We start from the raw sequence: 12,133 nt of genomic DNA on the forward strand, positions 1-12,133 counted from the left end.
GCGAAGAGGCCCCCGCCAAAGGCGAGGGCCTCTTCACAGAACCGGCGCGTTACGCCTGCGCGTTCTTGGGGTCGCCGTGGCAGCGCTTGTACTTCTTGCCCGAGCCACAGGGGCAGGGCGCGTTGCGCTCGACGTTTCCGTAGGCGGCGCGCTCGGCCTCCGTGCTGCGGACGCGAGTGTGCTCGACCTCGCCCGCCTCACCCGGCGCGGTGTATTCGAGCTCGGCGGGCCGCTCGGGCCCACGCAGGCCGCGCGCGATGATCGAGCGGGTCTCCGCCATCATCGAGTCCTCTTCCTCGACGATCGGGTTCTCCTGAACCTCGACCTCGATGTTGAAGAGGAAGCCGACCGAGTCCTCCTTGATGCCCTCGAGCATCGCGGCGAACATCTCGAAGCCCTCGCGCTGGTACTCGATCTGCGGGTCCTTCTGCGCGTAGGCCCGCATGCCGATGCCCTCGCGCAGGTAGTCCATCTCGTAGAGGTGCTCGCGCCACTTGCGGTCGAGGACCGACAGGATGACGCGCCGCTCGAACTCGCGGGTGGCGTCGCCGCCGAGCTCCTCCTCGCGCCTGGCATACGCCTCCAGCGCGTCCTTCTTCACCTTCTCGGAGATGAACTCGGCGGTGAGCTCCTCGCGGCTGCCGGCCTCCTCGACGACGTTGTCGATGGTGAGCGTGACGGGATAGAGCTCGCCGAACGCCTTCCACAGCTTGTCGAGGTCCCACTCCTCGGCGAACCCCTCGGCCGTGGCGCCCGCGACGTAGCCGTCGATCACCTCGCCGACGAAGCCGCGCACCTGCTCGTGCAGGTCGGCGCCCTCCAGCACGCGGTGGCGCTCGGCGTAGATCACCTTGCGCTGCCGGTTCATGACCTCGTCGTACTTGAGAACTTCCTTGCGGATCTCGAAGTTCTGCTGCTCGACCTGGTGCTGGGCGGAGGCGATGGCCTTGGAGACGATGCCGGACTCGATCGGCTGGTCGTCGGGGATGTTGAGCCTCGTCATGATCATCTCGACCCGGGCCGAGTTGAACAGGCGCATGAGGTCGTCACCCAGCGAGAGGTAGAAACGCGACTCGCCGGGGTCGCCCTGACGGCCGGAGCGGCCGCGGAGCTGGTTGTCGATGCGGCGCGACTCGTGGCGCTCGGTGCCGAGAACGTAGAGGCCGCCGAGCACGGTGACCTCGTCGTGCTCGGCCTTGACGGCCGCCTTGGCCTTCTCCAGCGCCTCGGGCCACGCCTTCTCGTACTCTTCGGGCGTTTCGAGCGGGTCGAGGCCGCGCTGGCGCAGCTCCAGGTCGGCGCGGAACTCGGAGTTGCCGCCGAGCATGATGTCGGTGCCTCGACCGGCCATGTTGGTGGCCACGGTGACGGCGCCCTTGCGGCCCGCCTCCGCGACGATCGCGGCCTCGCGCGCGTGGTTCTTCGCGTTGAGCACCTCGTGCTGAACGCCGCGGCGCTTGAGCGCCTTCGACAGCCGCTCGGACTTCTCGACCGAGGTGGTGCCGACGAGCACCGGCTGGCCGGCGTCGTAGCGCTCCTTGATGTCCTCGACGACCGCGGTGAACTTGGCGTCCTCGGTCTTGTAGACGACGTCGGCCTGGTCCTTGCGGACCATCGGACGGTTCGTCGGGATCGGGACCACACCGAGCTTGTACGTCTGGTGGAACTCGTTCGCCTCGGTGACGGCCGTGCCGGTCATGCCGGACAGCTTCTTGTAGAGGCGGAAGTAGTTCTGCAGGGTGACCGTGGCGAGAGTCTGGTTCTCGTCCTTGATCTTCACACCCTCTTTGGCCTCGATGGCCTGGTGCATGCCCTCGTTGTAGCGGCGGCCGTGCAGGATGCGACCGGTGAACTCGTCGACGATCAGCACCTCGCCGTCGGCGACGATGTAGTCCTTGTCCTTCTTGAACAGGTCCTTGGCCTTCAGGGCGTTGTTCAGGAAGCCGACCAGGTGGGTGTGCTCGGCCTTGTAGAGGTTGTCGATGCCGAGCCAGTCCTCGACCTTGGCGACACCGGACTCCAGGACGCCGACCGTGCGCTTCTTCTCGTCGACGATGTAGTCGCCGGTGCTCTCCTCGTCGGGCGACTTGGCCTCGACGCCCTTGCGCAGGCGGGGCACGATCTTGGCGAACTCGTTGTACCACTTACCCGACTGCTCCCCGGGGCCGGAGATGATCAGCGGGGTGCGGGCCTCGTCGATGAGGATGGAGTCGACCTCGTCGACGATCGCGAAGTGGTGGCCGCGCTGCACGCACTCGTCCAGCGACCACGCCATGTTGTCGCGCAGGTAGTCGAAGCCGAACTCGTTGTTGGTGCCGTAGGTGATGTCTGCCTCGTACTGCTTGCGCCGCTCGTCGGGGGCCTGCCCGGTCAGGATCATGCCGACTTCCAGGCCGAGGAAGCGGTAGACGCGTCCCATGTGCTCGGCGCCGACCTTGACCAGGTAGTCGTTGACCGTGATGACGTGCACGCCGTTGCCGGCGAGCGCGTTGAGGTAGGCGGGGAGAGTACAGGTGAGGGTCTTGCCCTCGCCGGTCTTCATCTCCGAGATGTTGCCCATGTGAAGGCTCGCGCCGCCCATGATCTGCACGTCGAAGTGACGCTGGCCGAGCACGCGGCGGGCCGCCTCGCGCACGGTCGCGAACGCTTCGGGAAGCAGATCGTCGAGGGTTTCGCCCGCGTCGAGCCGCTGCTTGAATTCGTCCGTCAGGGCGCGCAACTCCGCGTCGGACAGGCTCGTGAAGTCGTCCTCGATGGAGTTGACCTGATCGGCGATCCGCTTGAGCTTGCGCAGCGTCTTGCCTTCGCCGGCGCGTAGGATCTTGTCGAGAATGGCTGCCACTTTATGTAAAGCTCCTCGCAGGTCTACCCCGGCGGCGCCGCCAGGAGGAGAGGCTGAGACAAACTTCCCCGTTGCCATCGTAGGCGGTTCCGCAACCAGACACAGCCACCGCGACGACGAGAGCGTCGGGCACGTCTGGGAGAATGGGGTTAGGCAGAGCGTATGCCGGTAAGCCGCCGGTTCGCACCATTAGCGGGATATCCGGTAAAGGGAAGGATTTGTGATGGTTGAGGGGCGCAAGTCAGAGCATGCGGAGAATCTCGGCAACCATGGCGGCCGTGCGTCCTCATGGCTCGCGGTGACCGTGATGCTGCTCGGCACCATCGTCGCCGGCTACGGGTTGACCGCCGCCAACTGGACACTCATCTGGATCGGGGCCGGCGTGTTCGTCGTGGGCGGGATCCTCGCCCTCGTCTTCGACATCTTCACCGACGTCGTGATCGACGCCCCCCGGACCGGGCTGCGCGCGGAAGACCACCGCTGACGCCGAACCCCCGCTGAACCTCCGCTGCGTACGTCTCGCGGCGGGCCGCCGTTCTGTCGGTGCCCGCCGCTAGCATTCGCGGCATGCCTAGCCGTACCAATGTGCTGATATGACGGATCTGACGGCCGATGAGGCGCGGCGGATCATCCTGCGGGCCCAGGGCCTGCTCGGCGGCGCGGACGCGCGCCGGGACGGCGTGCACGGCATGCTCCGCAGGCTCGGCGCGATCCAGCTCGACACGATCTCCGTCCTGGCCCGCTCCCACGAGCTCGTCGCCTACGCGCGCCTGGGCGCGGTGGGCAGGCCCAAGGTCGAACGCGCCTACTGGCACAATCCCGCCCAGAGCTTCGAATACTGGTGCCACGCCGCCTGCATCCTGCCGATCGAGCACTGGCCTCTCTACGCCTTCAGGCGACGCGCCTACCGCGACCGCCGCTACCGCTGGCACGAGGTGCCCGACCACGTCGACAAACTGCGGGATCAAGTACGCGACTCGGGCCCCCTCACCACCTCGGACGTCGGCGGCGCCAAGAACGGCGGCCCCTGGTGGGACTGGTCCGACTCGAAGATCGGCCTGGAGTGGCTGCTCGACATCGGCGAGATCGTCTGCAGCCGCCGCGTCGGCTGGCGCAGGGTCTACGACCTGTCCGAGCGCGTGGTCCCCGCCGACCTCCTGGCCGAGGACCTCTCCGACGAGGAGTGCGTCGTCCGGCTGGCGGCCATCGCCGGCGCCTCGCTGGGCGTGGCGACCAGGGGTGACCTGATCGACTTCCTGCGGCTCAAGGGGAGGTTCGCCGCGATCCTCGACGAGGCGCTGCTCAGCGGGGCCACCGGGCTGGTGCCCGTACACGTGACCGGCTGGCCCTCGGCCAAGGGCCCGACCAACGCGTGGGCCGACCCGGCGGGCCTTGCGTCGGCGCCGCGCGGACGGCACCGCACGACGCTGGTGTCGCCGTTCGACTCGCTCATCTGGCATCGCGGCCGGACCGAGCGGGTCTTCGGCTTCAACTACCAGCTCGAGCTATACGTGCCCAAGCACAAGCGGGTGCACGGCTACTTCACGATGCCGGTGCTGGCCGGTGGCCGGCTGATCGGCCGTGTGGACCCGGCCCGCGACGGCACCACCCTGGTGGCCAGGCAGCTCAGCCTCGAACCTGGCCTCACCGGCGCCAAGTGGGCCGACGCCCTGCGCGACGCCCTGTGGTCGGCCGCCGAGTGGGTGGGCTGCGACGCCGTACGAGTCGAACGCGCCGACCCCGCTCTCATCGCCCACCTGGAAGCACCCGCCAACTGATCACGGGCCCTCGTCGCCCGCCTGGGGGCGAGGGCCGTCAGAACGCCGTCCTCCGCACCCGCAGGGGACGAGCACCGGGTGATCGCCATCCGTCGCACGCCTGCCTGGGGGCGGGTCGGTCGCCGTCCATCGCGGCCCGTCAGGGCGGATGAACGCCATCCGTCGCGCCCCCGTCTGGGGCGCGGGTCGGTCGCCGTCCGTCGCCGCCTCGGCGGCGACGTCAGGTGATTTCCAGCATGCGTTCGCGCACCGCGTAGACCACGGCCTCCATGCGTGAGTGGAGTTGCAGCTTGTCGAGGATGTTGCGGACGTGGTTCTTCACCGTGTTCTCGGAGATGAAGAGCTGCTTGGCGATCTCGCGGTTGTTCATCCCCTTGGCCACCAGGCGCAGCACCTCCATCTCGCGTTCGGTCAGCCGGGGCACCGGGAGCTGGGGTGGGCGTTCGCTCTCCTTCTTGCTCATGTTCGCGAACTCGTTGATGAGTTTGGCGGCCATGGCGGGATTGATGAGCGATTGGCCTTCATGTACTCCGCGCACGGCCGCGGGGACGTCGTTGATCTGCACGTCCTTGAGCAGATAGCCGGTCGCACCCGCCTTGATGGCTTCGAAGAGGTCTTCTTCTTCGTCGCTGACCGTCAGCATGATGATGCGCGTGCTCGGCACAGAGGCCTTGATGCCCTTCGCCGCCTCGATGCCGTCCTGTCGCGGCATGCGTACGTCCATGAGCACCACGTCGGGCATGAGGCGGTCGGCCATTTCGACCGCCTCGTGCCCGTCGCTCGCCTCACCGACCACCTCGATGTCCGGCTCGGCGGCCAGCGCCAGAGCCAGGCTCCGCCTGATCAACTCGTGATCGTCCACGATCAGGACGCGGATCGGCTCGCCTCCTGACGCGCGGGCTTCGCCAGACTCCGTCACCAGGCCACCTCGATGAGCCTCGCGACTGCCTTCTCCGCGCTTCGCTCGCTCATCACCTGACTGAGCTCGCTCACGTCTCCTCCTCGTCGGGGGGCCAGAGCCGTTGGACCGCCAATGATGGCACGTCTAACGCGGTCCTAGGGTGGTCGAGAAGATCTTTTAGCGCGCTGTCACGGCTCTACGAGCCGCAGTACGCCATAGTTATAGCCGCGCCGGTTGTAAACGACACACGGCTGGCCGCTCTCCTTGTCACGGAACAGGTAGAAGTCGTGGCCGACCAGTTCCATCTCAAGCAGAGCCTGGTCGATGGTCATTGGTTCCGCCTTGTGGTGCTTCTCCCGTATGATGAGCGGCCCGTCGCCCTCCATCTCGATCGGGACGATGTCGTCGTACTGCTTGTCATCGGGTAGTTGATCTTCTTCGAACTCGGGGACGATCTCGGCCTCGACCTCGCGGGGTGTCAGGTCGGCGACGTCAGGAAGCGTCGCGGTGAGCTCCGCGACGGAGGGCGGGCAGTGGTTGCCGTGGTGCACTTTGCGCCGGTCGGAGAGCCGCCTGAGGCGACCTTCCAGTTTGTCCAGCGCCATGTCTAGGGCGGCGAATCGATCGTCGGCGGAAGCCTCCGCACGGATGGCGGGTCCTCGAGAGTGAATGGTCAGCTCGACCCGCTCTCGCTGGTTGGCGATGCGCGGGTTGCGCTCCTTCGACACCTCCACATCGACTCGAATGAGCTTGTTGTCCAGACGCTCGATCCTGGCCAGCTTGGTCGCCACCTGGTCTCGGAACCGATCACTCACTCCTGTGTGCCGGCCCTTGACGATGATGTCCATGCAACAGCCCCCCTTCGTCTAACGACTGAGAAAGAGCGCCCGACGACGTTCTTGCCGGGCGGGGTCTTCCGTCTGCCTCTCTTCTGTCACCGTTACCCTCTTCCGACGTTCCGTCACCGGGATCTCGGGTGGCACCCGCCCGGCCGACCTGGTCTTCGACCCCACATTCGCCTGCTGAGGATTTCGCGGCTCTGATGCCACTACTGCCCTTCTCTTCTGGCGGGGGACATCTGGACCCCCGGGAAGGCAGGACTTACCCCTAAGCCGCACCGTGATCGGTCGACAAAGAGTCGCCTTACGTGGACCGTTTTGCCTGCGGCTGGCATCGGCTAGCAGAGCCGGGAGCCCCGACCCTGCGCAACCACGGACCCGAACGGGTGCCATGTCAGAACGCTATCCGGATCGCGACCGAATGTCAGCCTAGGGATCGGTCAAACGATCACTTTCTGTGATTTTTCACCGGTGTAACGGGCGTGACGCATGCCCTTTTCTCCGGACGGCCGCTCATAAATCCGTGCCACCGCGGAGTGCTGAGCTGCCCCGCCGTCGCTCGGTGGGTAGCGACATGTGGCCTCCAGGTCAGTGCCGACAAATAGATCTTTCTTTACCCAGGGTTACTGCAATGGATTTCAAGATCTTCGGCGTGTCGCGGCGACGGTGACCGCCAGCAGGACTTCGACGCCGTTCGCCCGGAGTGTCCTGGTCGCTTCGGCCAGGGTGGAGCCCGTCGTGACGATGTCGTCCACAAGCAGCACAGAGGCCGCTGGGCGGGCCTTCCCGGCGCGGGTGACCTGGTGGGAGGCGGCGAGGTTGGCGGCCCGCTGCGTGGCGCTCAGGCCCGCCTGGTCGCCCACCTGGCGCGCCTGCCCGAGCGCGGGCCACACCTCCGCCCGGCGACCGAACGCCGCCAACTGCCGTACGGCCAGCGCGGCCAGCCTGCCGACCGGATCGTGTCCTCTCGACCGGCGGGCACGGGCGGCGCTGGGGATGGGCACGACGGCCACCGGCGCGGCGGGCCGGGACGCCAGGGCATGGCAGGCGGTGAAGGCCAGGGCCGCCGCCAGCGGACGGGCCAGCGTGGTCTGGCCGCGCTCCTTGTAGGCGACGATCGCCTCACGCACGGCCCCCGCGTAGTCGGCGGCCGACCAGCACTCGGGGAGCCCGGCCGGGACCGGTCTCGGCATGCGGCGGGCCGGGACGGGGGCCAGGCAGCTCTCGCACAGGCGCGGGCCTCTGGCGGCACAGCCCAGGCAGTGCTGCGGCAGGATCAGATCGGCGAGAGCGGCGAACACGGGGCCAGCATGCCCGGCGTCCCCGACACTTTCGGTGACGCAAGATCGCAGGTGAGGCGCGGGCCGCCGCCGGTCAGCCCAGGGGGAAGATCGGGGTGTCGGCGTCGGTGGTGATCTTGGAGGTCCAGCTCTGCTTGTCCAGGTTGGATTCCAGGATCTCGTTCTTGTGCAAGGTCCCCGCCAGGATCCGCTCACCCTGCGCGCCCAGCGTGCGCAGCCGCTTGTCCGACGGCAGCTTGGTGACCGTGCCGTCGCCCACGTTGATCTCCTTGACCACCGACCCGGCCTTGCTCTGCGAGAGCACCACCAGGTGCTCGCCGTCACGCCAGGCCAGATCCATGATCTCCTCCTCGTCCACCGTGCTCAATGTCTGGAAATTTCCGAGCATGGTGGAGGCGCCCTGTCCGGTGATGGCGCCGACGCGGATCTCGTGCTTGCCGATCGTGACCGCCACCCGCACCCCGTCCCTGGCGATCCGCAGCCCCGTGACGTCGAACCCGTCGAGGCTCGGCGCGGCGATGCGCTCGGGCCCGCGTCCCGCGCTCGGGTTGCACCGGAGCACCGCCCCGCTGCGGCCGTCGTAGGTCCATAGGGTGCCGTCCCTGTGCCAGGAAGGCGGCGTGAGGTCGGCGCTCGCCCCCTGGATCCACTGCTGCCAGTGGCCGTCCGCGGCGGCCCTGGCGACCCAGATGCCGCCCGTTCTCGACTTGGCCGCGATGAGGTCGGCGCCCTGACCCGTGGCGTAGCCGCCGGCGATCACGGCGAAGTCGGAGTACTGGCCGTTCGGCTGACCGGCGGGCCCGGCCACGGCCCTGCCGGGTCCGTCGGTGCCCACCGAATAGACGGCGCCTTTGCTGTTGGAGTAGTAGACGACGCCGGAGGAGGTGCCCAGCCAGTCGTCGGGCATGTTGGCCGGGATGGTCAGCGTGTCCGAGGAGTAGAACGGCTCGCCGTCGAGCTGTACCTCGATGGACCGGCCGTTGGCCACGTTGTTGCTGGTGAGGCTCCATCTGAGCTGGGCCTGGAGTCCCCTGCTGAAGATGTCGTCCGAGTCGATGGGACCGCTGAGGTTGATCACCACGCGGTCGTCGCCCGCGCGTACGGACTCGACCCGCGTGCCCTGCGGGAAGACGTTCTCCACGGCGCCCTGCAGCGCTTTGCTCGGGCCCTCGAGCAGGCGTTCGATGATGGTCTTGGCGAAGCTCTCAGTGGGCTTGAGTCGCAGCCGTACCCGGTCGACGACCAGCATGTCCGCGCTGGCGCCGCCGCTGCCGGGCGCGCCGTTCAGGTAGTACAGGTTCGTCGGCCGGTACGCGCGAGCGACGTCCGCCTCGGTGAGCACGAGGCCCCCGACCAGCGAATTGACCCGATATTCGCCCGTCTTGTCCTTGACCAGGGTGAACTTCCTGTCCACGCCCACGGACACGGGCACGTAGGTGTCGTCGTCCTCGATGCGGGCCACCTGGGTGCCCGAGAGGGAGACGGTGACCTCCTTGTCGCCGATCTTCCCGGATTCATCGTATTTCGCCCCGTTGTCGAGCACCGTCACCGGACCGCCGGGCTTCCACGCCTGCCGCGCCTCGTCCGTCAGGTATTTCGCCAGGATCTCCGGGTCGTCGGCGTAGGCGGCCATGGCGGCCTGCAAGCCCTCCACCACCTGCTGCGGCGACCAGCCGGGCTGCGGCGCGATGGCGACCATGCGCTGGAACGGCTTGCTCATCGGGTCATCGTCACCGGCCTCGCTGACCGGGAACGGGCCACCCACGGGGATCACCGCGCAGGCCGAGCTCCAGGTGAGAGTCGCGACGACGACGCCGACGGCGCCGAGCCGCCTGAGCCGTGCGCGGAGCGGCCTGCCGGCCCCCGTCATGGCCGGCCTAGTCCTCGTCATAACCGGCCCCGTCCGCCGACGCGGGCAGCAGCACCGGCGTCATCTGCCCGCGCCACGTGCGCCGCATCTCGATCTCGGGCGGCACCAGCGACAGCGGCGACCCCTTCAGGTCGGTCCCGGCCACCCGGGGCAGTGTCAGCCGGAACTGCGAGCCCTCCCCCTGCTGTCCCCACGCCTGCAGCCAGCCGCCGTGCAGCGAGGCGTCCTCCCGTGAGATGGCCAGGCCCAGCCCGGTGCCGCCGATGGTCCGCGCCCGTGAGGGGTCGGCGCGCCAGAACCGGTCGAACACCATGGTGTCCTCGCCCGCCTTCAAACCGATCCCGTGATCTCGTACGGCGACGGCCACGGCGTCCCGGTCGGCACCCACGGTCACCACGACGTCCCTGCCCTCGCCGTGCTCGATGGCGTTGAACAGCAGGTTGCGCAGGATGCGCTCGACCCGCCGGTCGTCGATCTCCACCATGCACGGCTCGTTGGGCAGCCGCAGCTCGAAGCGGGTGGAGTGGCGCTCGGCCAGCGCCTCGGAGTCGCCGATCGCGCGCAGCACCACGTCACGCACGTCGACGGGGTCGAGGTCGAGCGTGGCGGCGCCGGCGTCGTAGCGGCTGATCTCCAGCAGGTCGGCCAGCATCGACTCGAACCGCTCGAGCTGGGCCTGCATGAGCTCGGCCGAGCGGGCGGCCATCGGGTCGAAGTCCTCGCGGGCGTCGTAGAGCAGGTCGGCGGCCATCCGCACGGTGGTCAGCGGGGTGCGCAGCTCGTGGGAGACGTCGGACACGAACTGCCGCTGGACCTGGGACAGCTCCTCCAACTGGTGGATCTTCAGTGCCAGGTTGACGGCCATCTCGTTGAACGAGGTGGCCAGGCGGGCCAGGTCGTCCTCGCCGCGTACCTTGAGCCGCTCGTCGAGCTTGCCCGCGGCCAGGCGCTCGGCCGCCTGACGGGCCAGCCGTACCGGGCTGACGACCTGGCGGGCCACCAGGTAGGCGATGGCGGCGAGCAGCAGCACCAGTCCCAGGCCCACCACGACGAGGGCGAGCCTGACGTTGGACAGCATCTGCTCTTCCTCGTTGATCGGGAAGAAGTGGTAGACCTCGTAGTTCTCGCCGTTGATGTCGACCACGCCGCCGATGACCAGCGTGGGCGTGGCCTGGCTGTCACCGGTGAACGTGATGGGCGCGGTGAAGCGCTGCGGCTTGTCGAAGATGAACTTCTGCTCCTGGCCGCGCAGCTTCTGCTGCAGTGCCTGCGGCACGTCCTCGGGCGCGACATTGCCCGAGGCGCGCGACTTGCCCGGGCGGGAGGTGTTGAGCACCAGCACCTCGTAGCGCTTCTTGGAGCCGTTCTCGCCCGAGCCGGTGATCGTGTCCATCACCTCGTCGAGCGGGTCGACGGGCGTGTTGCCGCCCGTGTCGGCGGTCGACTTGGCCTGGTCGTCGGGCTTCTGGCTGAGCGCGTCGGCGATCCGCACGCGGTCGGCGAGCGCCTCGGTGGCCGACGACTGCTGGCGGCTCTCGATGACCGATCTGTTGATCTGGTCGGACAGGAAGACGCCGAGCACGACCACCACGGTCACGGAGATCACCAGCGTGCTGGTGACCACCTGGAGCTGGAGTGAGCGCCGCCAGACGCTCCGTATCCGGCCCGCCGCACGCCGCGTCCGCCGCCGGACCCCGCCGAGAATCTGGCGGAGTGTACGGCGACGGAGTCGGGTCCTGCTAGTCGTGGGCATGGCCAGGTCGGGCGGAGGTCAGGCCGGCCCGGCTTTGTAACCCACGCCGCGGACCGTGACGACGATCTCGGGATGCTCCGGGTCCTTCTCGATCTTCGCCCGGAGCCGCTGGACGTGCACGTTGACCAGCCGGGTGTCGGCCGCGTGCCGGTAGCCCCAGACCTGCTCCAGCAGGACCTCCCGGGTGAAGACCTGGCGCGGCTTGCGGGCCAGCGCGACGAGCAGGTCGAACTCGAGCGGCGTCAGGTTGATGGTCTCCTCACCACGCTTGACCGAGTGGCCGGCCACGTCGATGGTGATGTCGCCGATCTGCAGGATCTCCGGGGTGGGCTCGTCGGTACGGCGCAGCCGCGCGCGCACCCTGGCCACGAGTTCCTTCGGTTTGAACGGCTTGACAATGTAGTCGTCGGCGCCCGACTCCAGACCGAGCACGACGTCGATCGTGTCGCTCTTGGCGGTGAGCATGACGATGGGCACACCCGATTCCGCCCTGATCCTGCGCGCCACGTCGATGCCGTCCGCCCCCGGCAGCATCAGGTCGAGCAACACCAGGTCCGGGCGCGTGTCCCGGAAAGCGTCAAGGGCTTTGTCACCGTCTGAGACAAAGGATGGCTCGAAGCCTTCGCCGCGCAACACGATACCCAGCATCTCGGCGAGAGCGGCGTCGTCATCGACGACCAGCACGCGACCTTTCATGGCCCCTCATTCGTTCTACGCATTCTGGGACATACCCGCACGATCGCTGAAGGTTACCCTTCGTTGGCCCATGCATGGGACACGAGACGTACAAAAGACGAGTTTTAGACTTGCAGTCGGGATAGCAATCTCAGTCTGCGGTAACCGACCGGC

9 protein-coding genes are annotated in these 12,133 nt (G+C 67.9%); 2 read left to right on the forward strand and 7 right to left on the reverse strand.

The window, feature by feature from the left end; genetic code table 11:
• Positions 1 to 49 precede the first annotated feature (49 nt).
• Positions 50 to 2,842 carry a preprotein translocase subunit SecA gene (gene secA / locus AB0F17_RS30805; RefSeq protein ID WP_358029934.1) on the reverse strand — a complete coding sequence of 931 codons (2,793 nt, stop codon included), beginning with the start codon at positions 2,840 to 2,842 and terminating at the stop codon, positions 50 to 52.
• Positions 2,843 to 3,065: 223 nt separating this feature from the next.
• Here secA and AB0F17_RS30810 point away from each other — a divergent pair, with 223 nt between their 5' ends.
• The gene (locus AB0F17_RS30810; RefSeq protein WP_358029937.1) at positions 3,066 to 3,326 is read left to right on the forward strand and encodes an HGxxPAAW family protein; all 261 of its coding nucleotides are present in this window, start codon (positions 3,066 to 3,068) and stop codon (positions 3,324 to 3,326) included.
• A gap of 109 nt (positions 3,327 to 3,435) precedes the next feature.
• Entirely contained in the window at positions 3,436 to 4,620 is a 1,185-nt protein-coding gene (locus AB0F17_RS30815) for a crosslink repair DNA glycosylase YcaQ family protein (RefSeq protein ID WP_358029940.1), read from the forward strand.
• A 220-nt stretch (positions 4,621 to 4,840) separates the two neighbouring features.
• Here the strand turns inward: AB0F17_RS30815 and AB0F17_RS30820 are convergent, their stop codons facing one another.
• From AB0F17_RS30820 to mtrA, 6 genes are all read right to left on the reverse strand, one after another.
• Positions 4,841 to 5,539, reverse strand: a complete 699-nt coding sequence (locus AB0F17_RS30820; RefSeq protein WP_214633525.1) for a response regulator transcription factor — start codon at positions 5,537 to 5,539, stop codon at positions 4,841 to 4,843.
• 170 nt (positions 5,540 to 5,709) lie between these two features.
• Complete coding sequence (gene raiA, locus AB0F17_RS30825) at positions 5,710 to 6,369, reverse strand: ribosome-associated translation inhibitor RaiA (RefSeq protein WP_358029943.1); 660 nt, start codon at positions 6,367 to 6,369, stop codon at positions 5,710 to 5,712.
• 629 nt (positions 6,370 to 6,998) lie between these two features.
• Entirely contained in the window at positions 6,999 to 7,661 is a 663-nt protein-coding gene (locus tag AB0F17_RS30830; protein WP_358029946.1) for a phosphoribosyltransferase family protein, read from the reverse strand.
• 73 nt (positions 7,662 to 7,734) lie between these two features.
• Positions 7,735 to 9,552, reverse strand: coding sequence for an LpqB family beta-propeller domain-containing protein (locus tag AB0F17_RS30835; RefSeq protein ID WP_358029949.1), 1,818 nt, complete (start codon positions 9,550 to 9,552; stop codon positions 7,735 to 7,737).
• Positions 9,539 to 11,284 (reverse strand): MtrAB system histidine kinase MtrB, encoded by a 1,746-nt coding sequence (gene mtrB / locus AB0F17_RS30840; RefSeq protein WP_358029952.1) that lies wholly within the window; start codon positions 11,282 to 11,284, stop codon positions 9,539 to 9,541. Before mtrB ends, AB0F17_RS30835 begins: the two co-directional genes overlap by 14 nt.
• An 18-nt stretch (positions 11,285 to 11,302) precedes the next feature.
• A complete protein-coding gene (mtrA, locus tag AB0F17_RS30845) occupies positions 11,303 to 11,980 on the reverse strand; it encodes an MtrAB system response regulator MtrA (protein WP_043620615.1) in 678 nt (225 codons plus the stop codon).
• Between the last annotated feature and the right edge of the window lie 153 nt (positions 11,981 to 12,133).

The sequence above is a fragment of the Nonomuraea sp. NPDC026600 genome, from assembly GCF_040638335.1.
GTDB lineage: Bacteria > Actinomycetota > Actinomycetes > Streptosporangiales > Streptosporangiaceae > Nonomuraea.

What these genes read in the sequence shown, in the direction of transcription:
- AB0F17_RS30810 (WP_358029937.1), top strand. Translation starts at nt 3,066, where the DNA reads ATGGTTGAGGGGCGCAAGTCAGAGCATGCGGAGAATCTCGGCAACCAT.
- AB0F17_RS30815 (WP_358029940.1), top strand. Translation starts at nt 3,436, where the DNA reads ATGACGGATCTGACGGCCGATGAGGCGCGGCGGATCATCCTGCGGGCC.
- raiA (WP_358029943.1), bottom strand. Translation starts at nt 6,369, where the DNA reads ATGGACATCATCGTCAAGGGCCGGCACACAGGAGTGAGTGATCGGTTC.
- AB0F17_RS30835 (WP_358029949.1), bottom strand. Translation starts at nt 9,552, where the DNA reads ATGACGAGGACTAGGCCGGCCATGACGGGGGCCGGCAGGCCGCTCCGC.
- mtrB (WP_358029952.1), bottom strand. Translation starts at nt 11,284, where the DNA reads ATGCCCACGACTAGCAGGACCCGACTCCGTCGCCGTACACTCCGCCAG.
- mtrA (WP_043620615.1), bottom strand. Translation starts at nt 11,980, where the DNA reads ATGAAAGGTCGCGTGCTGGTCGTCGATGACGACGCCGCTCTCGCCGAG.